The organism is Bowmanella denitrificans (assembly GCF_039522935.1).
In the GTDB taxonomy this organism is placed as follows: Bacteria; Pseudomonadota; Gammaproteobacteria; order Enterobacterales; family Alteromonadaceae; genus Bowmanella; species Bowmanella denitrificans.
In genome coordinates this window covers 107,470-130,265 of record NZ_BAAAEI010000007.1, presented here as the reverse complement: position 1 = coordinate 130,265, position 22,796 = coordinate 107,470, and the positions used below count along the sequence as shown (strand labels likewise).

General features: G+C 41.9%; 18 protein-coding genes and 2 pseudogenes. 17 read left to right on the top strand and 3 right to left on the bottom strand.

Translation table 11 applies throughout. The annotated features are described in order from the left end of the window. Window positions 1-3 precede the first annotated feature (3 nt). The 15 genes from ABD028_RS08865 to ABD028_RS08795 all read left to right on the top strand — a co-directional run bounded on the left by ABD028_RS08865 (window position 4) and on the right by ABD028_RS08795 (window position 17,282). A complete protein-coding gene (locus ABD028_RS08865) occupies window positions 4-876 on the top strand; it encodes a glycosyltransferase family protein (RefSeq protein ID WP_343844270.1) in 873 nt (290 codons plus the stop codon). Beyond that, a complete protein-coding gene (locus tag ABD028_RS08860; protein ID WP_343844268.1) occupies window positions 869-1,927 on the top strand; it encodes an N-acetylneuraminate synthase family protein in 1,059 nt (352 codons plus the stop codon). Before ABD028_RS08865 ends, ABD028_RS08860 begins: the two co-directional genes overlap by 8 nt. Beyond that, the gene (locus ABD028_RS08855) at window positions 1,928-2,599 is read left to right on the top strand and encodes an acylneuraminate cytidylyltransferase family protein (protein WP_343844266.1); all 672 of its coding nucleotides are present in this window, start codon (window positions 1,928-1,930) and stop codon (window positions 2,597-2,599) included. A 1-nt stretch (window position 2,600) separates the two neighbouring features. Continuing rightward, entirely contained in the window at window positions 2,601-3,638 is a 1,038-nt protein-coding gene (locus tag ABD028_RS08850; RefSeq protein ID WP_343844264.1) for a nucleotidyltransferase family protein, read from the top strand. Window positions 3,639-3,653: 15 nt separating this feature from the next. Then, entirely contained in the window at window positions 3,654-4,817 is a 1,164-nt protein-coding gene (locus ABD028_RS08845) for an acyltransferase family protein (RefSeq protein ID WP_343844262.1), read from the top strand. Further along, complete coding sequence (locus ABD028_RS08840; RefSeq protein ID WP_343844260.1) at window positions 4,792-6,000, top strand: MATE family efflux transporter; 1,209 nt, start codon at window positions 4,792-4,794, stop codon at window positions 5,998-6,000. Before ABD028_RS08845 ends, ABD028_RS08840 begins: the two co-directional genes overlap by 26 nt. Window positions 6,001-6,013: 13 nt before the next feature. After that, window positions 6,014-7,231, top strand: coding sequence for a capsular polysaccharide export protein, LipB/KpsS family (locus ABD028_RS08835; RefSeq protein WP_343844258.1), 1,218 nt, complete (start codon window positions 6,014-6,016; stop codon window positions 7,229-7,231). Further along, window positions 7,218-8,552, top strand: a complete 1,335-nt coding sequence (wzy, locus tag ABD028_RS08830; RefSeq protein ID WP_343844256.1) for an O-antigen polysaccharide polymerase Wzy — start codon at window positions 7,218-7,220, stop codon at window positions 8,550-8,552. The genes ABD028_RS08835 and wzy overlap by 14 nt, the downstream gene beginning before the upstream one ends. Continuing rightward, window positions 8,542-9,606, top strand: coding sequence for an acyltransferase family protein (locus ABD028_RS08825; protein ID WP_343844254.1), 1,065 nt, complete (start codon window positions 8,542-8,544; stop codon window positions 9,604-9,606). The genes wzy and ABD028_RS08825 overlap by 11 nt, the downstream gene beginning before the upstream one ends. A 53-nt stretch (window positions 9,607-9,659) precedes the next feature. Further along, a complete protein-coding gene (locus ABD028_RS08820) occupies window positions 9,660-10,787 on the top strand; it encodes a Gfo/Idh/MocA family protein (RefSeq protein WP_343844252.1) in 1,128 nt (375 codons plus the stop codon). 14 nt (window positions 10,788-10,801) lie between these two features. Then, the gene (locus tag ABD028_RS08815) at window positions 10,802-12,943 is read left to right on the top strand and encodes a bi-domain-containing oxidoreductase (protein ID WP_343844250.1); all 2,142 of its coding nucleotides are present in this window, start codon (window positions 10,802-10,804) and stop codon (window positions 12,941-12,943) included. 12 nt (window positions 12,944-12,955) lie between these two features. Beyond that, a complete protein-coding gene (locus ABD028_RS08810) occupies window positions 12,956-14,599 on the top strand; it encodes a heparinase II/III family protein (RefSeq protein WP_343844248.1) in 1,644 nt (547 codons plus the stop codon). Window positions 14,600-14,667: 68 nt separating this feature from the next. Next, window positions 14,668-15,768 (top strand): glycosyltransferase family 4 protein, encoded by a 1,101-nt coding sequence (locus ABD028_RS08805; RefSeq protein WP_343844324.1) that lies wholly within the window; start codon window positions 14,668-14,670, stop codon window positions 15,766-15,768. After that, window positions 15,752-16,708: a UDP-glucose 4-epimerase family protein gene (locus ABD028_RS08800; RefSeq protein WP_343844246.1), complete on the top strand. Its 957-nt coding sequence runs from the start codon at window positions 15,752-15,754 to the stop codon at window positions 16,706-16,708. Before ABD028_RS08805 ends, ABD028_RS08800 begins: the two co-directional genes overlap by 17 nt. 22 nt (window positions 16,709-16,730) lie before the next feature. Continuing rightward, the gene (locus tag ABD028_RS08795) at window positions 16,731-17,282 is read left to right on the top strand and encodes a sugar transferase (RefSeq protein WP_343844322.1); all 552 of its coding nucleotides are present in this window, start codon (window positions 16,731-16,733) and stop codon (window positions 17,280-17,282) included. Between the two features lies 1 nt (window position 17,283). On the opposite strand, the gene ABD028_RS08790 is transcribed toward ABD028_RS08795, so the two are convergent. After that, window positions 17,284-19,401, bottom strand: coding sequence for an O-antigen ligase family protein (locus ABD028_RS08790; protein WP_343844244.1), 2,118 nt, complete (start codon window positions 19,399-19,401; stop codon window positions 17,284-17,286). A 150-nt stretch (window positions 19,402-19,551) separates the two neighbouring features. Here ABD028_RS08790 and ABD028_RS08785 point away from each other — a divergent pair. Continuing rightward, window positions 19,552-19,851 (top strand): annotated as a pseudogene (locus ABD028_RS08785) (integrase core domain-containing protein); the annotation flags it as partial. On the opposite strand, the gene ABD028_RS23255 reads toward ABD028_RS08785, so the two are convergent. Both ABD028_RS23255 and ABD028_RS23250 read right to left on the bottom strand, forming a co-directional pair. After that, entirely contained in the window at window positions 19,809-20,030 is a 222-nt protein-coding gene (locus ABD028_RS23255) for a DUF4143 domain-containing protein (protein WP_486303257.1), read from the bottom strand. The pseudogene ABD028_RS08785 and the gene ABD028_RS23255 overlap by 43 nt on opposite strands. Continuing rightward, window positions 19,997-20,455, bottom strand: a pseudogene (locus ABD028_RS23250) (AAA family ATPase); the annotation flags it as partial. The gene ABD028_RS23255 and the pseudogene ABD028_RS23250, both read right to left, overlap by 34 nt. 402 nt (window positions 20,456-20,857) lie before the next feature. On the opposite strand from ABD028_RS23250, the gene ABD028_RS08780 reads away from it, so the two are divergent. Then, window positions 20,858-22,789 (top strand): polysaccharide biosynthesis protein, encoded by a 1,932-nt coding sequence (locus ABD028_RS08780; protein ID WP_343844242.1) that lies wholly within the window; start codon window positions 20,858-20,860, stop codon window positions 22,787-22,789. The last annotated feature ends 7 nt before the right edge of the window (window positions 22,790-22,796 follow it).

Below are 22,796 nucleotides of genomic sequence, written 5' to 3'. Positions count from 1 at the left end.
AAAGTGAGTTCAAACCGACCTGCTGTTGCTGTACTAACCACTGCATTCCCTGTTTCCACCAATATCTACTTTGACTACTTCGATAGTTTGGCTAAACAGTCTTTTCAGAATTTCGACATCGTATTAGTCAACGATGGTTTTCAGTTTCTTGGAGATGTTGAAAAGAAGTACGGAAATTTGAATATTGTTGAGGTTGCCGGGACAGGGAATATAGCCAAGAATCGTGAGCTTTTAATTAACTTTTCACGAAGTCGGTATAAAGTAGGTGTTTTCGCTGACTTTGATGATTGTTTCGCTGAGAATAGAGTAGCCTGTTCTCTAGAACTGCTTGCTGAAACAGATATAGTCGTTAATGATGTTGATCTTTTTAATGAATCAGGTATCTATAGTAAAAATCATTTTGATGAGTTAAATGAATTTGGCTCAAAGAGTTATTTGAAATTTGATGCGGTGAAGCAGAAGAATTATTTTGGCATGTCAAATACTGCTATTGACTTGAGCGTTGTTGATTCTGTTATTTTTCCAGAGAATTTGAAAGCTGTTGATTGGTATTTTTTTTCTAGACTCATGATTCTAGGAAAAAAGGCGTTGTTCACTAATGATACAAAAACCTATTACAGACAGCATGATAATAATGTGGCAAATATTGGTGAAAAAACGTTGGAGCAAGCAAGGAGAGAGCTGGAAGTTAAAAGGCTGCACTACAAACTGATGATGAGTGATAATCCTGAGTTTTCCAGTTTATACAGTATGACATGTACTTTGCTTGAAAGTAGTGATTATATTTTACAGGATGTAGTCGAAAAGTCTGTTAAATTGTGTCCGACCAGAGCTTGGTGGTCATTAATTAATTTTGAGGAAATTGAAGATGCTTAAGTTAACTGAATCTGTAAAAATTGGTAATTATCGACGCCCTTATGTTATCGCTGAACTAGGTTCAAACCATAATGGTGATATGGATTTGGCTAGAAAGCTTATTTTAGAAGCAAAAGAGGCTGGAGCAGATTGTGTTAAATTTCAAAGCTGGAGTAAAGAAACTATCTTCTCGAGGAAAAAGTACGAGGATAATTATTTTATCGCAGACGATTATCGTAACAGAACAGATTACACACTAGAGGAAATAGTTGAGGAGTATGCTATATCGGAAACTGAGCTCCTCGAGATGAAAAAGTTTGCTGACGAGGTCGGCATCGATTGTACATCAACTCCATTTAGTAAACGTGAAGCAGACTTTCTTGTAGATGTATTGCAAACACCCTTTATCAAAGTTGCATCGATGGATTTGAATAATCTCCCTTTTCTTGACTATTTAGCCAGGAAGGGAAAGCCAATGGTAATTTCAACAGGATTGAGTGATCTGAGCGAAATCGACAGAGCCGTTAAAACTATAGAGGAAGCAGGCAATAAGGAGATATGTATCCTGCACTGTGTGGCAACCTATCCTCCGGTTGATGCAGATGTAAACCTTAACAACATTATTACCCTGCGACAGTGTTATCCTGATTACCCTATTGGCTTTTCAGATCACACCATAGGTGTTCAGATTCCGCTTGCATCCATCGCGCTAGGTGCTGCATTGATTGAAAAACACTTTACTCTGGATAAGAACATGGTGGGTTGGGATCATAAAGTTTCTGCCACCAAGGATGAGATGCATGGAATCGTAGAAGGCGCTAAGAGAATATGTGATGCCTTGGGTAGCTTCAGGGTTGTAGCGACAGAATCGGCTGAAAGAAAGGCTGAGTTCAGAAGAAGTATCGTATTGAGCCGTGCGATGAAAGCGGGTGAGACCTTGACGTTAGAAGATATTGACTATAAGCGCCCAGGAACGGGAATTTCACCAAGTATGACCGAGCATGTAATTGGCTTTAAGGTAAACAAGGACTTACCTTACGATTATATTTTGAACAAGGAAGATTTGGTTTAAATGCTGGCACTAATTCCAGCAAGGGGAGGCTCAAAAGGACTTCCCCAGAAAAATATCTTGGATTTTTGTGGAAAGCCACTGATTGCCCATACTATAGAGGCTGCGCTCAAGGCTAAGTCGGTGTCTGAAGTGTTTGTGTCTACAGATTGCGAGAAGATTGCCGGTGCAGCAAAAAATGCTGGAGCACTGGTGCCATTTTTGAGACACCCAGCCCTGGCTACCGATACAGCAAAAGCGATTGATGTTTATCTGGAGTTTCTTGAAAAGCTGGCAGTGATGAGGGGGCGGTCTGTAGAGGCCTTTATGGTACTTTTGCCAACTTGTCCCTTGAGGAATGCAGATGATATTGATGCTGCTCACGAGCTCTTTCTACGAACTAATGCTGATTCAGTAGTGAGCTATACACAAGAAGCTCATCCTGTGAGGTGGCATAAGTATCTGACCGCAGATGGAAGGTTTGAGAACATTTTTGAAGACACCATAGAGAATAGGCAAGCGGAGCGGACGTCCTACTATCCCAATGGTGCGATTTATATTTTTAAGTCCAAACTGTTAAAGCAAGGTAAATACTACAGCGACAATAGTTTTTGCTATCTGATGCCTAGAGATCGTTCCGTAGATATCGATACTATAGACGACTTTGAGTTAGCTGAATTTTTATCGAGTAAATAAGATGGAACATGTATTTGTATTGAAGGAAGATAGCACATTACTTGATGCTATTGAGGCTTTGGATAAAGGGGGAATTGGTTTTCTCGCTTTTGTAGATGATTATGGGAAATTAGTAGGAATAATAACAGATGGCGATATCAGGAGAGCTATATTAAAAAATAAAAGCTCAATACAAGATGCAATCAATAATGATCCAGTTACGATGCCGAGCAACTCAAGTAGGGAATCAATTGTTGCAAAACTGAAGCAATTACATAGACGACATATGCCTTTAGTTAGTAGCGATGGTAAATTAAATGCCTTGTTCACACTAGATGATATAGAGTTTATTTCGAGACCCAATCCTGTTGTTATTATGGCCGGAGGCTTAGGGGCTAGATTAGGTGAGTTAACAAAGGACAAGCCCAAGCCAATGCTGAAAGTTGGTGATAGACCTATGTTGCAGCACCTTATTGAACATTTTCGAGACCAAGGGTTTTATAAATTTATCTTGTGTGTGAATTATAAAAAAGAAGTAATAATGAATTACTTTTCCGACGGTACTCAATATGGTGTGTCAATAAGTTATATTGAGGAAAAAAAGCGGTTGGGTACGGCAGGTGCCTTAGGGTTGATTCCAAAACACCAAATTCAAGAACGTTTTTTTGTTGTTAATGCCGATGTTTTAGCCAATGTTGATTTTGGTAGCGTTCTTAATGATCACATCGAGAGTGGTGGGTTGGCTACTATGTGCGTTAGAAATCATGAATTTAAAGTGCCCTATGGTGTTGTAAATGCAAATAAAACGAATATTATAACCTCAATTGAGGAAAAGCCATCCTTTTCTGTAAACATTAATGCTGGTGTCTACATCCTTGAGCCAAGTTTACTATATGACATTCCTGAAAATGAATTCTTTGATATGCCTACGCTATTTGAGCAGGTTTTAATTCCAAAGAGCGCTGCCCAGATATACAAGTTAAATGATTACTGGGTAGATATAGGTCAGGTTAGTGATTACGTACAGGCCAATAATGATTTGGACTTTTTTAAGAAATAGTCAGAGAAATCTGTTTTGTTAGTTGAAAAAAATTTAACTAAATCAGAGTCACAAGTGCTCGACTTTCTAAGAGGAAGTGGAGCATTTTTAGTTTTATGGGCCCATTGCCAGCAGATTTTGGTAAACCCTTATTGGTTTCCACATAAGGATCTTAATGTTGAATTTGTGTGGGTTTTCTACAGGCACATAGGCTCATTTGGGGTTATGCTTTTCTTTGTCTTAAGTGGTTTCTTAATTTTTTTATCTATTGTAAATAATTGGAGAAATAGTTCAACAGGCCAATTCAATATAAAAAAATTTTTAGTATCACGCATGGTGAGGCTGTATCCACCTCTTTTAGTTGCAACAGTGATATCATTATTCGGCTACTTTTTGCTGTGGTATTTCGATTTAACCAACTCTACTCAGTACGGAAACAGGCAAGAAATATACTTTGCCAGAGAAGAAATAGTGATTAAGTGGAGGGATATATTTGGAAGTTTGTTTTTTATTAACAACATAATTGATTCTTTTAAAAGCCCGACAATAAATGGTCCACTATGGTCTTTAGCTGCAGAATTTTGGTACTATATAGTCGCCGCGTTAATTACATTGTTATTAGGAAATCGCAAAAATGTTTTTGCTCTGGTCATTGTGTTCGCATTTTTGGCATACAATGTTAATGAGTTTTGGTGGTACGGGCTGGTCGTGTGGGGGGCGGGCGCTTTTTCTGCTGCGGCTTGGAATCAATGGGAAAAAGCTTGGGTGAGATTTGCTTGCTACATTCTAGTGGCCACATTTTTTTTATTGTGGTTTTACATGTTATTAGAGTCTTCATCTAGTTACTATTATAATAATCGGAATAAGTTTATGTTCGGACTATTTGTTGCGCCATTATTACCAATTCTATTATCACTAAGGCGGGGAAAGGCCTATTCTTCCAATATCAGTATTTTGGCTGTTGCTGAGGGATCGAGATATGCTTATACGTTGTACTTGATTCATTTTCCCATTTTGTTATTGGTTTTTGCCTTCACTAATCGAAATGTGGCTGGTGATTGGGTGTTCATGGCCCTTCAAATAATGCTTTCAATTGCTATTATCATTGCTCTATCTAAAATTGTTGCAGGGCTTGTAGAAAACAAGATGTTTTTGAAAAGATTAGCAGGTTTTATTGTCCGCCAAAGTAAAGGTTTTTGACTTGTTTAAATTGTTGCTTGGTCGCTACATTATATTTTCTCTAATTGGAGTTGAAACGCTCGTTTTACCCTATTTTTTGAATAAGGGTGTTTATGCTCAGGTGGAGTTCCTAAAATTTACATTCATACTATTTAACTTTGTTGCTTTAGGCGCGGGTACTGGTTACATTACTGATACCATCAATTCCAGTAATCGAACAGACTTGAATGCGATGGTGTTGATTGTAGGCGGAGGGTTATATGCGTTTTGTGTATCAGCCATTTTGCTATTTTTAAAGCTAGATGTTCTGGCTGTACTGGTATGGTTTTCTGTGTTGACGATTTTAATAGAATCGATATTGAAGACCAGAGAAAAATATTTGGCTGCCATGTCGTTTAAGCCTATTTTGGCAGTTACATTGATTGCTGGTGCTGTTGCTTTTCAGGTTTCTGATTCATCTGTTAGTTACTACGTATTGTTTTCTGTTGCATTAAGCTTTGTGCTATTTGCAATTTTGGCATGTTCTTTCCTTATAGATAAGGGATATATCAAGTCTCAATTACAAAAGATTAATTTTTTGGCAAGTATTAAAGGGTTCTGGTTCTGCGTGAAAGCGGGTGTTTTGATGAATTCGGCAACGGCAATTTTGTTTATAATGCTTTATATGGATAGATTATTTATCAAAAATCACTTTAATGACTTTCTTGCGGACTATTCACTGGCATTCGCAATAACACAATTAACGATGGTTGCTGTGACAACATTTTCATACACAAATATAGTTGCGCTTGGAAAAGAAGGAAAAAATAGGCTTCACTCGAAAGTCACTGAACAGATGAAAAAATGTTTTTCGCTGTTTGTTCCGTTGGCAATAGCTACATTAGCTTTTGCATATGTGGCTGAGAAATTTTATGGATATAAATATCTATTTGAGATTTGTCTAATTATGGTCATGCTGCTAGGATTGGCAAATGTTTTTATGTCTGTAAATTCTGTTTATATTTACTTAGGAAAAATGAAATTTCTGGTGATTTTATCTTTGATATCATGCGCTATATCACTGCTATTATATCCTCTAATGTTAGTGGCAGGGATCCATGGGTTGTACTTGGTACTTATAAAAACATATTCGGTGTTTTTAATATTATCAATAATTTTGTATGGCTATGCCAGAAAATGTACATCGCATTTACTGTATGAATAGTTTGGAGAAAAATGTGCCAGTACTTGTATACATCCGACGCAGCAAAGAGTTTGATAAAGCGGTTTTAAATTTTGCCAGACATGAACTTAATGCAGAAGATATTCTAACGATCTCTGAGTATTTTAATGGTGACTATCGAATAGATATGAACGATAGCACTTTAGATGATTCGCCCAAGGCCGAGGCGTTTATTAAAACAAATTTGAGTCTGGACAAAATTATTTTTCGTGACAGAGTGCTGCGAAACACTCCTTTAAAGGACTGCTTGATTCTTATCAGGCGTGCTACGGCGGGCCTTTTAGATATTTTTGAGAAAAATGCTTTTGAATCTCTCGTTATTTATCCTGTAGATAATTACATCATGGATATCATGGTGCAAGTTGCAAGATCGTATGGCGTTAAAGTCTATGGTGTTTCAAATTTCTTTATTAGCAATTATAAAAGAATAACGACATATGGTGAGCATAACCAAATTCGAGAACCCTCTCCGAATGAAGTAGGCGAGGTTGTTGAAACGCTTAAAGGACGTTTCCGTTCTCATATGGCACCTAAACGAAGCAAAGCCCTAAAAGCTGCTATCTTCAGATATTTTAAATATAAAGCAAGGTTCCTGTTGTTTTATCTCGTGGGGGCAAAACTCTTGGGGCGTAAGGAGTATGACCTCCTGGCAACGCCATACAATACCTCTGTCAGGGAGTTTCTTAACTTTTTCGTAGAGCGCCATTTCAAAAAGCTAAGCGAGGTCGAATTTTTACAAAACTCCATTTTTATACCGCTGCACTACTTTCCGGAAGCAACCATTGAGTATTGGTCTAACGATACTAAAATGGTTGAGTTTGAAGATATGATTAGGTGCAAGGTTGCGGAATTGTCAAGTAGATACGACCAGATAATACTCAAAGAGCATCCAGCTACTGTGTATGATAATAATAATCACTTTTACACTTCCTTATTGAAGAACCCTAAAGTTGTTTTTATCGATCCGTTTATCGCAACTAGTGAAATATTAACTTCTGCAAATATAATAGGGTGTTGGACAGGAACTATTGGTATTGAGGCGCTGGTAAATGGAAAACAAGTGGAGTTTTTTAGTGAAGGACAGTATTACTTAAATTCTAAAGAAACTCATCCTGAGATATATGAAGTAGACGGAGAGTTGGTGTCTATTAAGGAACCACACATATTTGTCAGAGAAATATTAAAAGGAAGTATTAAAATTGCAAATAGTTAGGAAGCATTTGCTTTTTGTCCCAGGCTTGCTTTTGTTATTTTCATGGACAGTGGTCTTGGTCTTGAGGTCAGTGCCTTTTCTTGACTTCACTCCAATTGGACTTGAAGCATCATGCTTCTTGGCTGGTTTTTTTGTATTGTTCTTTTTGGGGGCGGTCTTATATCCACTTTATAGCTCGGGATTTCGATGCGAAAAGCGTTACGTTACTTATTCTGAGGAGAAGGTACTTAAATCAGCTAATAGGTTGATGATTGTTTCTTTGATTGTTTCAGGGGCCCTAGTTTATAAGTTTTTTCTTCTCAATGGTTTTAGTTTTTCACTTGCCGAGGTTACCGAGTTAAGGCTTTCTCGTGGACGCGATAGTTCTCTACAACAAGGTAGTACGTTTGCTGGCATTATTGGTATGGCTTTTTCAGGGTTTTTCGTATTAGCCTATATCTTTTGTGTATATTTTCAGAAGTATCTGTCCAAATCTAAAGCGCGTCAGCTTTTTATAGTTTTTATTATTGGAATCTTTGTTTCGTTTTTGTCTGGAGGTCGATTTGTCGCGGCGATAGCACTTTTAATTGCCTATTTGTCCAACTATGCATATAAACTACGTTTTGGTATTAAAAAGAAGAGTAAGCTATCTAGTAAGCTCCTCTATATACTACTTGGGTTTGTTGTTATTTATGTCTTTTCCATTATTTTTATAGATAGAACTGGTCACTCCAGTGGAGATAGTCATGAATTGATGTTAGTGCTGGATAATAATTTGCCGGGATTGGCTGTCCCAGACTTTATTAGAAGTTATTTTTCGAATAATCCTGAGTTTGCTCAGTATTACTTTGTGTTGGCTTCTACAGTGTATTATGCCTGCCATGGCGTATTTCAGTTCGACGTTTTATATTCAGCTGATTACCCAGAACAAGCGCCATATTTTTTTGCGTATCAATTCTATCTACAAGGAATACTTGTAAATAAGTTGGGTTTGAATGTTGTTTCAATTCAGGAGATCTTGGCTAGCATTCCCAATCCAGGTGTCTATTTTACACTTGCTGGAGCTTTTTATCTGGATTTTGGTGCTATTGGTAGCTTGCCGGTCATTTTTATTGTGGCAATTTTTGGCGCCTACTTCTGGAGCAGATTCTTAATAGTTGGAGATTTTTTCAGTTTTTACATCAGCCTATTATTTCTCACGCTCATTGTTTTTTCACCGATTGTTGCGATCACATCTGCTGGCGTTTATCCGTCGCTGATAATTCTAATTTTTTGCCTGAAGCTTTTCATCCCAAAAGGTAGACTGGCTTTTTATCAGGAAGGAATTCATTTTGAAAGATAATCGTATCTTTAACAAGTCAATTCATGGTGCAAGGGGACTGGCAGCTTTGCTTGTTTTTTTCAGTCATGTGGGTGCAGGTGGAATTACTGAAAACTTTTTCTCTGATATCGGGCTTGGGTTAATCGTCGCTAAGGCGATACTACTGACGACTCAATATGGAGTAGAAGTATTCTTTATGATAAGTGGTTATCTTATAACGGATAGTATTATTCGCCATGTGGATGTAAGATCGTTTTTGTTAGACCGCTGTATCAGGCTTTACCCGGTGTTCATACCTGTAGTGTCTTTAATATTTATTGTCGGACCATTTGTAGGTTATCACTATTTTGAAGGAGTTGTATTTTACCAGTGGATTGGTTTGTTGGTAATGAACTTATTATTTATCCCGGGGGTTTATCCTATCGAAGCAGCATTGGTTGTAGCTTGGTCCTTGAGCTATGAAGCTGTGTTTTATTTAATGGCTGCGTTTACAAAGAAGTTTTCGTCTGCGCGTATCACAATGGTTATATTTATCCTTATTGTGGTTTTACCATTTATTGCTTTTTATCCCAGAGCTATTTTTTTTGTAATTGGGGTGGCGCTATATTTTTTACACCAAAAAGATAAACTGCCGAGTATTAACAGTAATATAACTGTTCTTTCATCTTTCTTTGCTTTTTTCGCTGTATTATTCTGTCTACAGTACACAGGTCCGGATCTAATAGACTCCCTTCTTTTTTGGTTTATAGCGGTATTATCTGGATTTATCATTTTTCTCACTGTCGTTAATGAGTCTTCTTCGGTGCGATGGCTCCTGCACTCAAGATATATTCAGTTTCTTGGTACTATAAGTTACAGCTTTTACATCTGGCACACACCAGTGATGTTTGGCACAAAGAGGATTTTTTCAGGAATGAGTAACACACTAGGCTCTAGTTTATCATTTCTGGCATTTGCAGTTAGCAGTTTTGTTTTGGCGTTAATCGTTTCATATGTAAGTTTTTTAGTTTTTGAGGACTATTCAGTTAAGAAACTGAAAGGTGGTTTGAAAAATAATCGAGCCGCCTATACTTAAATATCGGATATAACTCGCCTTTCTTTATTTGTGGAATCATGAGGATTAGTTAAATGGACTATACCCAAAGAAGCATTCTGTTTCGTATTAGGAAAGTATTAAAATACGTAAAGCTTTATGGTTTGAGACGTACCTATAATAAGGTTCGCTCCGCATATCATATGAAAAGAACTTTCGAGAAGCTTCCAACGATAACCAGTCACTCTGAAAAATCTCATGTTGGTATTATAGGGTGTGGGAATTTTAGTTATAGTACCATTACTTATTACTTGCGAAAAAATTATGGACAAGTAATAAGAGGAGCTATGGATATCAATACTGATCGCGCCGCCTCTTTGTGTCTTGATTCCAAGGCGGCGTATTATACTACTGAGGCCGATAGAATACTCGAAGACGAAAAAATTGATCTGATTTACATTGCTTCGAACCACGCTAGCCATGCCGAATATGCTATAAAAGCACTTCAAAGAAATAAAAGTGTTCATATAGAAAAACCTCCCGTAGTCAGTGATGATCAGCTTGCGCGATTGATAGATGCCATGAGTAGCTCAAGCGGGAAAGTTGGTCTGGGTTACAACAGGCCGCAAAGCCCTCTGGGGCGTAAGTTAAAAGCAGCACTTGATAAAGAATCCGGACCCATGATGATAAATTGGTTTATCGCGGCTCACGAATTAGAAGATGACCATTGGTATTTTGCACCAGAGGAAGGTGGAAGGGTGCTTGGTAACTTGTGCCATTGGATCGATTACACATTATCTTTGGTTCCAGTAGGACAACAATTTCCAGTAAAGGTCACACCGGCCACCTCAAATAAGTATAAGAGTGACTTTGTTGTATCCTATGAATTTGCTGATGGCTCTCTAGCTGTTTTAACCATGTCTTCAAAAGGGCATACGTTTGAAGGTGTTAGTGAGCGACTGAGCGTGCATAGGGGGAATGTATTAATATCAATGATGGATTTTGATAAGTTAGTTATTAAAGAATTGCACCAATCGAAAGTGATATCTCCATTGCACAGAGATCATGGTCATGAAGGAGCTATTACCCGGTCTTATATGGGGGCTAAAGAGGGGACTGGTTACTCGGTGAAGCAATTGTGGAATTCGGCTAATTTAATGCTGCGAACAAAAGAAGCTGTTGAGACAGGGAATGTGGTAATAGCTAATGAGTTTTCGGATTAGTATTTAGGATAGTCATGAAGCAAATACTTCAAAATATAAGTAGTGGTGAAACTTTGTTGGTTGATGTTCCTTGTCCGCAAGTTAAATCAGGTTATCTTCTTATTAAAACTCAAGTAACCTTGGTGTCACTCGGAACAGAAAGGATGCTGGTTGATTTTGGTAAGGCTAATATTGTCGAAAAGGCACGCCAGCAGCCAGACAAAGTGAAAATGGTCTTAGAAAAAGTACAGACAGATGGTTTACTAGCCACGGTTGATGCAGTTCGTTCAAAACTTGGGCAGCCGATCCCTTTGGGATATTGTAATGTAGGTACAGTGACAGCAGTTGGAAAAGGGGCAGAACAGTTTGGCGTAGGGGAGCGAGTGGTTTCCAATGGGTCGCATGCCGATGTGGTACGTGTACCCAAGAATCTTTGTGCCAAAATTCCAGATAATGTCACAGACGAAGAAGCTGTTTTTACCGTTGTAGCCAGCATTGGCTTGCAGGGTATCCGACTGGCACAGCCAACTCTGGGCGAGAGCGTGGTGGTTACCGGGGTTGGGCTGATTGGCTTGCTCACAGTTCAATTGCTACGAGCCCATGGTTGTCGGGTGCTGGCTATTGACTTTGACGATACAAAATTGGAACTGGCCCGTACATTTGGTGCGCAAACTTGCAACCCCGGCAGGGGTGAAGATCCTGTTGCCGCTGGTATGGCTTTCAGTCGGGGCAATGGTGTCGATGCCGTCATTATTACTGCTTCCACAAAGTCCAACGAACCAGTTGCTCAGGCTGCCCGCATGTGTCGTAAGCGCGGTCGCATTGTATTGGTGGGTGTTACCGGCCTTGAACTGAATCGTGCCGATTTCTATGAGAAAGAACTAAGCTTCCAAGTGTCTTGCTCTTATGGCCCGGGGCGCTACGACCCCAACTATGAGGAGAAAGGGCAGGATTACCCTCTTGGTTTTGTGCGTTGGCCCGAGCAACGTAACTTTGTCGCCGTTCTAGACATGATGGCCTCCGGTCAACTGGATGTAAAACCACTTATCACTCATCGCTTTGCGTTTGACGATGCTCCCCAGGCCTACGGATTGTTTACTATCGACAAAACTGCACTGGGTATTTTGCTGCAATATGGCTCCGAGTCTACTAGATGTAGCCAACGTAATATTAAGTTAAACGAAAGTCAGCGCTTCGAAGCTAGTAAGCCAGTATTGGGGGTAATAGGAGCGGGAAATTATGCTTCCCGGATGTTGATACCAGCCTTCAAGCGGGCAGGTGCACAGCTTCATACTCTTGTTACGACTGGCGGCATCAATAGTGTTATCCATGGTGAAAAAGCTGGCTTTGCTGAAGCATCAACCGACATAGATGCCATGCTGACCAATAGCAGCATCAACACGGTGGCTATTGTTACCCGACACAATACCCATGCCCGCTTTGTGGTGCAGGCGCTAGCCGCCGGCAAGCATGTATTTGTAGAAAAACCGCTAGCCATTAACCTGCAAGAATTGGCCGAGGCCGAAACCGCCTACCAACAGGTTCATAGAGGCCGTCAAAATGTACATTTGATGGTGGGCTTTAATCGACGTTTCTCGCCGCAAATACAGAAGATGAAAACGTTGTTGTGCAATGTACGAGAGCCCAAATCATTCGTTATGACCATGAACGCAGGAGCTATACCCGCAGAGCATTGGACACAAGATACAGAAGTCGGAGGCGGCCGTATTATTGGCGAGGCTTGTCACTTTATAGATTTGATGAGGTATTTAGCGGCCAGTGAGATTGTATCTGTTCAAGCGAGACGAATGGGCGATAATCCATATCAACATATAACCGAAGACAAGGCATCCATTACACTAGCGTTTGCTGACGGTTCCTTTGGTACCATTCACTATTTTGCAAATGGTGCAAGCAACTTTCCAAAGGAGCGGGTAGAAGTCTTCACGGCCGGAAGGGTATTGCAATTGGATAATTTCCGGAAGTTGAAAGGTTACGGTTGGCCTGGTTTTAGTAATATGAATTTGTGGCGGCAGGATAAAGGACAGGCCGAATGTTGTCATCGATTTCTTAATGCTATTGAAAAGGGAACTGAATCGCCAATTCCGGTTAGTGAGATCTTTGAAGTTGCCAAAGTATCTATTGATGCAGCACATCAATTACGTAACCAGTCTTGATTGCAGGTTTTTGTGAAGATCTTAATTCAGCTCTCAAGGCTTTATCGTACCGTTAAAAAGCTAAGATTCGAACAGATATATTTTCGTTTTATATACGAGCTTAAACGTGCTCCTCGTTTGAAATGCGCGTCGGTTGTTCCACAAGTGGAAAATTGGTCCTGGCAGGGCCTACAAATTATGCCCGCCTCTATGAACGGGCCTTATACTCTGCGATTTTTGAATGTAGAATGTGCGATCTCAACCTCGAAAGATTGGAATAGTCCACTACATGAAAAGTTGTGGTTATACAACCTTCATTATTTCGATGACCTAAACGCAGAAAACAGCGCGGATAGATATCAATGGCATTTCGATTTGGTTAGGCGATGGATAAACGAAAATTCACCGATGCACGGTAATGGATGGGAACCCTATACATTATCTTTAAGGATAGTGAACTGGGTTAAGTGGTACCAGCGTTCAGGTTTGTCTGATTCAACAATCGTTTCCAGTATTGAGTTACAGGCACAGGCGTTATCGAAGCAGCTTGAGTACCACATATTAGGGAACCACCTCTTTGCTAATGGCAAGGCGCTGGTTTTTGTTGGCTGTTTTCTTTCTGGAGACATTGGCGAGAAGTATAGGTCTGTTGGGCTTAAGATTCTTGAGCGTGAAGTCCCTGAACAATTTCTCGAAGATGGCGGTCATTTTGAGCTGTCTCCCATGTATCACTGCACCTTGTTATGGGACATGCTGGATTTACTGAACTTGGCAAAGTTAACTGATGATCCTTGCTTTGGGCCTTATTCTGAAAAATGGCAGAGTGTTGTAGAAAGAGGTTTGCAGTGGCTGGACGCAATGACCCATCCCGACGGACAGATAAGCTTTTTCAATGATAGTGCGTTTGGAATTGCTCCAGAACCAAAGTGGATTGTGACCTATGCCGAAGAGCTTGGGCTGCGAGTTCCGAGATCGGACAGTCCAATACAGATACTTTTAGCTACAGGCTACAGCAAGGTCGTCCAGAGAGATCATACCCTTATATTTGATCATGGGGCCGTGGGGCCGGATTATCTTCCTGCGCATGCTCACGCAGATACCCTTAGCCTTGAATGGAGTGTAGGAATTGACAGAGTTTTTGTTAATTCTGGTACATCATTATATGGTGTGTCAGCAGAGCGCCACCGCCAGCGACAGACAGCTTCGCATAATACAGTGGTCGTGGATGATGAGGATTCATCGGAAGTCTGGGGGGGCTTCAGAGTTGCACGACGCGCCTATGCACAGTTAGAAAAACAGACAGAGGAAAATGGCCGAGTTGCTCTGGTCGCCTCCCATGATGGGTATAGAAGACTAAAAGGCAAGGTGATACACCGTCGAGCACTTGACGTTTTTGAAAGGGGTCTGGTGGTCAGTGATTCACTGAGCGGTAAATTTTCAAAGGCAGAAGCTCATTATCACCTTCATCCTGCTATAAGAGTAATAGAGACTAATGAGAGTCGCTTATTGCTAGAGACCCCCTCTGGTCAGCGTTTGCAACTCGAGTCTGGTGTTCCTTTTAGGCTAGAAGGATCTACCTGGCATCCAAGGTTTGGTGAATCAGTACAATCGCAAAAGCTAATCATCCCTTTCCAGTCTTCATCATCCATATCTATCAAGGTTGAGCTATTAAATTGAAGATACTGATTTTGTCGTTTTATTATAAGCCCGACCTTTGTGCCGGATCTTTCAGGTGCAGCGCCTTGGTGGCGCAACTGAGCAAATATGATGTTCAGATTGAGGTAGTTACCACGTTACCCAACAGGTACTCTACTTTTTCAACTAAGGCTAAGGCTTATGAGAAGTCAGAAAATGTGGCCGTTCATCGTATTGCTTTGCCATCCCACAAAAGTGGCATGCTTGATCAGATAAAAGCGTTCTATGCGTACTACAAGCAGGTGAAAAAGCTGGTCAAAGAAGAAGATTACCAGTTGGTTTTTGCTACCTCTTCTCGCTTATTTACTGCGTTTCTCGGGGCGATGGTGGCCAGACAGAAACGCATCCCTCTGTATCTGGATATCAGGGATATTTTTGTAGATACCATGGGAGATGTGCTGCCTAGGAAAGTGGCATTTGTCGTCAAACCTTTTCTTTCCGTTGTTGAGCGATACACGTTTAGTAAAGCACAGAAAATCAATCTTGTTTCTGGTGGTTTTAAAACATATTTCAAAACAAGGTTTCCCGATAAAACGTATCGCTGGTTTTCTAATGGCATCGATGAAGAGTTTCTCAAGACTGATGTTCTGAATTCCAACAAAGAAGATATGGCAAAGCGGCTGATCGTGCTTTATGCCGGTAATTTGGGCGAAGGACAAGGCATGCATAAAATTATTCCTGAGTTGGCAGTGGCCACATCAAATAAACTGTTTTTTCGTATTATTGGCGATGGCGGCAGAAAGCAAGCATTGATGTCTGCGGTCGAAGGATTTAACAACGTAGAGCTGTTGCCACCTGTCAGTCGGACACAGCTAGTAGCCGAGTATCAAAATGCAGATATTCTGCTGTTGCACCTGAATGATTACGCGGCCTTTGAGAAAGTGCTTCCTTCAAAAGTTTTTGAGTACGCTGCTACGGGCAAGCCTATTTGGGCTGGGGTAGGTGGCTTTGCTGCTGAATTTATCAAGAATGAAGTGTGCAATAGTGCTGTCTTCAGCCCCTGCAATCATACTATGGCAATTGAGCGGTTTGACGAGCTTGAGCTTATTCAGCAGCCACGTCAGGAATTTATTAACAAGTTTAGCCGGTCAAATATAATGCAAAAAATGGCTGAAGACATTATAGAGACAACGAATGCCAGCTCCCACTAAACGACTTATATTAACGGGTGCAACAGGCTTTGTCGGTAAAGCCTGCTTAACTCATTTTCAAAATCTAGGATATAAAGTGGTCGCGTTGGGGCGTAAAGCCCCCCTTCAATGTGAAGACTTTATTGAGAAGCAAATAAATGCCGAAGAAGAATACAAAGGTGTGTTTTGTCAAGGCGATGTTGTTATACATTGTGCTGCCAGAGCTCACGTAATGCGAGATGATGCAGAAGAACCTTTAGCTTTGTATCGTCAGGTAAATACGGCTGGCACTCTTAACCTTGCAAAGCAGGCTGAGAAAGCTGGCGTGAAAAGATTTATATTTCTCAGCTCAATTAAAGTTAATGGTGAGTCAACCCAACCCGGTCGACCGTTCTGCGCTTCTGATAACAGAGGCCCTAGTGATCCGTATGCGATCTCCAAAGCTGAGGCAGAGACGGGGTTGCTAGAGCTCGCTGAGCATTCGCAAATGGAGGTGGTAATTATTCGCCCACCTCTGGTTTATGGTCCGGGAGTAAAAGCCAATTTTGCAAGTATGATAAAGTTGGCTAAAGCTAATTTACCTCTACCATTGGCATCAGTTAACAATAAAAGAAGTATGGTAAGTTTACCTAATTTAGTGAGTCTGATTGAAACCTGTATTAATCACCCTAATGCAGCAAACAAGGTTTTCCTTGTCAGTGACAATCATGATGTATCCACATCTGAGTTGCTATCAACCCTGACTAGACTAAATGGTAAGAAACCCCGGCTATGGCTGTTTCCTGTTGGTTTGTTAAAATTTGCTGCAGGCCTTGTCGGTAAATCCGCAGTTACAGATAGGTTATGTAGTAATCTTCAGGTAAACATAGCAGATACGATCAACACGCTTAACTGGCTTCCACCAGTCACCTTTGAACAAGGCCTTGCTGAGTGTCTCCAAGGCACTAAACATTCTCAATAAATTAACTATCTGGTTCAAGATCATGCTGCGACTTTTTGATATTTTTTTTTCTTTGCTCGGATTAGTTTTTGGATTTCCGGTGCTAATAGTTATCTATTTAATAGGCATGTTCGACACAAGAGCGCCGCTCTTCCGCCAGGTCAGAGTAGGGCGCTATCAACAGCCCTTTACCCTAGTGAAGTTCAGAACAATGAAACCGGATACTGCTTCAGTACCTAGTCACTTGGCAGATGCTAATGCAATTACTCCGTTTGGAAAATTTCTGCGAAGAACCAAACTAGACGAGTTGCCCCAGTTATGGAATGTCCTTAAAGGTGACATGAGTTTGGTAGGGCCGCGGCCAGGACTTGCAACTCAGGTTGAACTTACAGAAGCCAGAAGTCTATTAGGTGTATACGATGTCAGACCGGGAATAACTGGATTGGCTCAGATAAAAGGCATCGACATGTCCACTCCTCAACTTCTGGCAAAAGTTGATCGAACCATGTTAACGACGCTTAGTGTCCCTCAATACTTTTCTTATATATTTAAAACTGTCTCTGGAGCTGGTGCGGGTGATGCTGTAAGCAAATGAACTATTCAACCTTGAAATCCCGTAACTCCACTAATTGGTATTCTCGGTTATCTTGATCGAATATGTAATCATGCAGCCTCAGTCTTAAATAGACTCTGGTTGCGTTGCCTGGTGGTGACAGTGTAAAGACTGTGTTTTCACCTACAAATTTTTCTTTTTCACTCCAAACTGCTTCACCAGTATCGCTGTCGTAAATGGTTATGCCGAGTGTTGGATATATCCCATTAGCAGCTCTGGAAGAGGCCTTAAATTGAATTTTGCTATTTTTAGATACTTCAATGATAGGTGACCAGAGAAAGATGCTTTCGTACATTAACCTTAAGCTATTATCTGCTTGTCGCCCATTTCTAACTAAATATTGGTGGTGATTGCTAACCCAGTTCTTGCTGTCTAGTGGGTTGGTTAATGTAAGGGCGCAATCTTCATTAGAATGTGTTGCTATCGTTAGTTTATCGGATATTTTTCTACCTGAATCTAGGGAGGTCCTTTCTTTTCTGTTATATATATATGTGGCTTGCCGATAGAGATAATCGCAATAGTGCTTGCTATCTATAGATGAAAAAAGTTTAGTGATATCGTTCCTTGAAGTATCTTTTGTATCCCAGTCTATATCGTCCGATATAATAATAGGCCCCCCATGTCGATGCCTTTCCGCAATGACAGGGTATATCCTTTTAACTAAATCCTTTGGTTCTAGCTTTGTATTTTGATATCGCTCAAATAAGTAATGTGTCAGTATGCCAAGAATACAAAGTGATGCAATTGAAATCAAAAACCTTTCGTTTTTTCTTGTTGAAATTGTGGTTCTTGTTTTTCCGTGGGGCAGGGGATTGTATTCTTTAATAATTAATGTGCCGGCAGAAAAAATCATCCAAGGTAAGCTGTGATCTGTGAAATTGTCTACTAATAAGCCAATGACACAAACCATCAAGATTAAATAATAAAAGGTATTGTCTGCTCGAGATGTGACTCTAATGAACAAGGCTGTCAGCACTGTAAGACCTAGTAGACCTGCATCTACAGCGGATTGAAGAACTACATTGTGAGTGTTGTTTATTCGAGTCTCACCTAAAGATTCACCTAGTAGCCTAAAACCCCCATTGCTTATGCCTAAAATTGGATTTTGTGTGATTTGGTCTACGGCGCGTTGCCATAATAGTGCTCTTTCTCCTAGGGAGGCTGCCGTAAAATTCGGAATGAAATCTGATGGAACAAATGAAATTCCTAGGTTTAGAGGAAGAACAAAGGGAAATAAGTTGGCAAGTTTTGAGGCTGTATGCACTGGAGCCACCTGCACGAGAAAAAGCGAAGCTGTCACTGTTGCTACTCCCCCCAGGAGGAGAAGCCGTGGTTGTTTTCGAAACATAATGACTAGATAGCTAACACCAGCGGCTAATAGCATCAGGATAAACACTCTTGCGCCGCTGCTAATACCACCACCAAGGTTAAACAGTGTTACCGCGAGTAAGGTGAAGCCAACGAAATAACGTTGTGATTGCAAAAAGCTTACTGAGAGGTAAAAACTTGCTATCGTCAACAGGGCTGAGATCGCTCCCAAATCTGTACTAATCGCCAGTACACTCCTGACAATAGGCGCTTCGTCCACATTACCCGCAATGGAATATTGGTAGAGCTGATAAGCACTCTGGTTATCAATAACTTGCCAGATAGCTACTGCGGGAATCAGTAGGGCTATGAATAATGGAAAAATCCAGCTGTAACGCCAGTGGGAAAGGGAAAACCTGGAATGATTCTGGGGTAGAAAAAAAAGAAACACCGCTGCTGGCAAAGCACCTTGCACAATAATGGGCGTAAGTCCCCACTGAATAATTTCTCCCGTGTCCGCGTAGCGATGTTTGTTTACATACAGGGAAATCAGGCACAGGGCTTGGTAGGCCAGTACCAGTAGCAGTTCGATTTTGTATTTTTGCCAGAAGGCTTTAAAACCTAGGGTGGCGTTGATTTTGTACAGCAGCAGAAAGCCTAGGGCTAAGACGGTTAAGGGCGCGAAGGAGAAGGGGATATCTGGCCAGATGGCTGCTGGGCGCAATACCGACAAAAGAAACAGCAGGGTAAAGCTGCCTATGTGTTTTAGGGGAAAGGGTTGTGCTGTTGTCATTGTTCGGTCTGGTACTGCCTTGTTGGATGGGATGCTACCTTATTTGGGTGTTTTGGGGTAGGGCGTGGGGTTGACTTAAACAAGATTCCCTCTCGGGGCTGGCACGACTGGATCCTTTGATAGGTACCGAGTCGGTGCCCGGCACGACGGCTGTGGCTTTATCAGATAAAACAAAGCATGAGTCGACGTGGCAACTGTTGGGATAACGCCCCGACAGAACGATTGTTCCGCAGCCTGAAGACCGAATGGGTGCCGCCCATGGGGTATCGGGATTATCTGGAGGCGGCATCACACATCAGTCGGTATTTATTGGGATATTACAATCAACGGCGGCCACACAGTTTTAATGCGGGGCTGCCACCAGTGAAAGCAGAAAACCTAAACTGGTGTCTGGAAATAGTTGACCACTACAGCCTTGCTGAAAGGGGGGGGAAGCGTTTTAATCCGTAGAGAAAACTGGAATTCCAGGTGGCAGCGGACTTTATCTCGATACCAGTCAAACCCTCGCCGATTTTATACAGTATGTCGACTTCAATGCAGTGACTGTCCCGAAAATAGTAAAGTCCTGCGCTTAGCCCCTGATTGTATCGGTTTTTTAGCAGCTCCAGCACGACCAGATTTTCAAACAGGGTAACGCCTTCAGCTGTATCAGTTGCCTGACATCACGCTCCACATAGGTTTGATAATAATTGGCATATGCCTTGTTGGGGCGCTGATGCTGATCATGAACCCGGGGCATAAAATTATGGCACGGATACTCTTCGAAGCGTTCAGATTGGACATTTGCGCTGTTTAACTCGTCTATAGTCAAAGGTAGCAAATGCAGTATGCCAGTCCGCCCCGCCAATGATTGTGTTATTACTGCTCGCAATTCCATTTGATGAGATCCTGTGAGAACAAACCGGCAATTGGCTCTATCTTTGTCGACAATACCTTGTAGGTAACTGAGCAACTGCGGGACTCGTTGCACTTCGTCGAAGATGGTTTTGCACGGATAGCGTTGCAGGAAGGCTTTTGGGTCTTCCGTGGCTATTTGTCCATTTTCCGGGTTTTCCTGAGTGGCATATGCTTATTCGGGCAAGATTGCACAAATCAAGGTAGTCTTTCCTGCTTGTCGCGGTCCCAACTCAGTAACAATTGGGCACTCTTTTAACTGGGTTAGCAGCTCCGGTGTTATGGTTCTGTGAATCATCATGTTTATGTGAAAATCGGAAGGTCAACTTCGTTATTGCGCATATAAGTGGGCGGTTCAACTGATGGCACTTTGTGCAAGATAGTTTTTTACGAATCGGACGCCGGTACGACAAACCCAGGGGCGGAGGTTAAACTTACAGTGATAGCCTGTTTGAATTTGCCCATCATGGGGTACAATACGATTTTTCTTTTTCAATCGTATGCCAGCCTGGCTGGAATGCAGGAGTTTCGCCGCTGTGCGGCTGGCCGGACAGAATAATTAATGAAAAATCTTATTCAGCATTTTTTTGAAATCCCACGCATTTATAAGCGTTTGATTACCCTTCTTTTCGATGTCGTGTTTATCGCATCGGCTATGGTACTGGCCTTGTATATCCGCGTTGGGTTTGAAGGTGCCAAAGCTTATCTGGACAAAGAAACCTTGTGGCTAATGTCAGCACTGATTCCTCTGACCCTGGTTTTGTGGATAAGACTGGGGCTATACCGGGCGGTGATTCGCTACCTGGACGTTAAAGTTCTGTCTAATATTTTCTGGGGCAGTGTCGGTTCAGTAGCAGTACTGGTTTTTCTCTCTTTTACTATCAGAGCCGATCTTCCCCGCTCTATTCCTTTCATCTACTTTACCTTGATTCTTATTTTTGTTGCCGGATCTCGTTTGTTTGTCCGCGGTCTCATTAATGCGCAAGGTAGCCAGACGCGCAAGCCGGTGGCGATCTATGGTGCTGGTTCTGCGGGCAGACAGCTCTGCTTGTCATTGCAGAATGGTGCAGAATATCGCCCGGTGGTGTTTATTGATGACAGTTCTCAATTGCAGGGTACTACTGTGGCTGATGTAAAAGTCTTTTCCCCTGAATACCTGCCGGAACTGGTCAAGAAGTACCAGATAGATAAAGTATTATTTGCCATCCCCAGTGCATCCAGTCGCCAGCAGAAAGACATTTTCAACAGAGTTCAGGCATTACATATTGAGATGCTGACGATACCGGGAACGGCAGACCTGGTGAGTGGCAAGGTAAGTGTGAACCAGTTAAGAACGGTGGAAATTCAGGATTTGCTGGGGCGTGAGCCAGTCGCACCCAATACTGAACTATTGAATAAATGTAATCTCGCTAAGTGTGTATTGGTAACCGGGGCCGGGGGCTCTATCGGTTCCGAGTTGTGTCGGCAGATTGTGGCGTTGAAACCGCAGAAGCTGGTGCTACTTGAGCAGTCGGAATTCAATCTGTATGCCATTGAAAAAGAGCTTAGAGAGCTGGCGCCTGGGCTAAAAATTGTGCCTATCTTGGGCTCGGTTCAGGATCCAGCCCTGGTGGACGGAGTTTTAGGTTCTTACCAGATTCAGACCATTTACCACGCTGCTGCGTACAAGCATGTACCTCTGGTGGAATTTAATGTGGTGGCCGGTATCCGTAACAATATCTGGGGAACCAAAACTGTTGCCGAAGCGGCCCTCAGGCATCAGGTTGAGCACTTTGTGCTGGTTTCTACCGATAAAGCCGTGCGTCCCACTAATGTGATGGGCACCACTAAGCGTACCGCAGAGTTGGTAATACAGGATTTGGCTAAACGGTCCGGTTCAACAGTGTTTAGTATGGTGCGTTTTGGTAATGTACTGGGTTCCTCAGGTTCAGTTGTTCCATTGTTTCGTAAGCAGATAGAACAAGGTGGGCCAGTGACTGTTACCCATCCAGATATTACCCGTTATTTTATGACTATTCCCGAGGCTGCTTCTTTGGTGATCCAGGCCGGTGCCATGGCAAAAGGCGGTGAAGTCTTTGTGCTGGATATGGGCCAGCCGGTCAAAATAGTAGAAATGGCCGAGAAGATGATCCACTTGATGGGGTATGATGTGCGCAGTGAGGCCAATCCTGAAGGCGATATTGCCATAGAGTTTACCGGCTTGCGTCCGGGTGAGAAACTCTATGAGGAACTTCTGATTGGTGGCGAAGTTGAGGGGACTGGTCATCCGCGCATTATGCGAGCCAGGGAGGACTCTATGGGGGAGCGAGATTTGAATGACTTACTTGCTCATCTGGAAAAACAAATCACTACAGGAAATATTCAGGCGATTCGCGAGCTGCTTGAAAAGGCACCAACCGGCTTTCACCCCATCACGCCGGTGGCCGATTTGCTATGGTGCCATGGGCGGGGCGAAAGTAAGTCCCAGGAAGAGGTGCGCTTGAAATTAGTTTGACGTGCGG

What these genes read in the sequence shown, in the direction of transcription:
- ABD028_RS08780 (WP_343844242.1), top strand. Translation starts at nt 20,858, where the DNA reads ATGAAAAATCTTATTCAGCATTTTTTTGAAATCCCACGCATTTATAAG.
- ABD028_RS08860 (WP_343844268.1), top strand. Translation starts at nt 869, where the DNA reads ATGCTTAAGTTAACTGAATCTGTAAAAATTGGTAATTATCGACGCCCT.
- ABD028_RS08815 (WP_343844250.1), top strand. Translation starts at nt 10,802, where the DNA reads ATGAAGCAAATACTTCAAAATATAAGTAGTGGTGAAACTTTGTTGGTT.
- ABD028_RS08800 (WP_343844246.1), top strand. Translation starts at nt 15,752, where the DNA reads ATGCCAGCTCCCACTAAACGACTTATATTAACGGGTGCAACAGGCTTT.
- ABD028_RS08790 (WP_343844244.1), bottom strand. Translation starts at nt 19,401, where the DNA reads ATGACAACAGCACAACCCTTTCCCCTAAAACACATAGGCAGCTTTACC.
- ABD028_RS08855 (WP_343844266.1), top strand. Translation starts at nt 1,928, where the DNA reads ATGCTGGCACTAATTCCAGCAAGGGGAGGCTCAAAAGGACTTCCCCAG.
- ABD028_RS08850 (WP_343844264.1), top strand. Translation starts at nt 2,601, where the DNA reads ATGGAACATGTATTTGTATTGAAGGAAGATAGCACATTACTTGATGCT.
- ABD028_RS08820 (WP_343844252.1), top strand. Translation starts at nt 9,660, where the DNA reads ATGGACTATACCCAAAGAAGCATTCTGTTTCGTATTAGGAAAGTATTA.
- ABD028_RS08795 (WP_343844322.1), top strand. Translation starts at nt 16,731, where the DNA reads ATGCTGCGACTTTTTGATATTTTTTTTTCTTTGCTCGGATTAGTTTTT.